Raw genomic sequence first — 728 nt, 5'->3', positions numbered from 1 at the left:
GGATGCCAGCCAGATTTACTTTTAGTTAATTCATAACTAAATACACCACCGTCAGACTTACCAAGTTGAGTTTTGCCAAGGCCTTTGCTTACGAAATCACGTCTACGCTGTAAGAGTTTTCTCACAGAGTTTTGAAGATGATCAAAACGTTCTGGTAATGACTCACCATTTTTAACCGTTAAAGTGAGCATGTAAGGGCGTAAGGCGGTGTTTTTAGCTACAACCTGCTCATACTTACCTAAATACCCCTGAACTTGCTTAGCGCCACGCCTGATGGCGCACAGTTGGCACATTAAGTGATTCTTACAGAAACTAGCTTTTGCAAGACGCACTTGTCCCACAGTGTGGTACTGGTGAAAAACCAGATAATTACCACAACTACACAGTTGGCTTTGTAGCTTCTCGAAATTCAAAAGGGAATGAAGTTGAAAATTTGCTTTTTCCCCTTGGCTTAAACCACGAACATGGTTTAATATCTGTAATTGTCTGGACTTTGCTTCGCTGTAGCGTTGCACTCTACCAGAGAAATTACATATTTCGTTGAAGCCCTTGCTAGAGTCGCCCGCCAAAGCTGAATCTAGTGAGGGTTTTTTTATGTCTGTCATTTGTTATTTTATCCTTAATATCCACACTTTATTTCTATGTATCAAGTAAGGCAAGCAGAGCTTGCAAAAAACCCCCAAGAGTGAGGACGGCAAAGGCAAGCTTTTGCCTGTCTCTCTCTCTTT

1 protein-coding gene is annotated in these 728 nt (G+C 41.5%); it reads right to left on the bottom strand.

All coding sequences use genetic code 11. The features are described from left to right. A partial coding sequence (locus I6F47_RS20425; protein ID WP_197184474.1) for a protein rep occupies positions 1-605 on the bottom strand: 605 nt, incomplete at its 3' end. Between the last annotated feature and the right edge of the window lie 123 nt (positions 606-728).

This window comes from Pseudoalteromonas sp. NZS37 (assembly GCF_015864265.1).
Lineage (GTDB): Bacteria > Pseudomonadota > Gammaproteobacteria > Enterobacterales > Alteromonadaceae > Pseudoalteromonas > Pseudoalteromonas arctica.
This window is presented reverse-complemented; position numbering and strand designations above follow the sequence as displayed.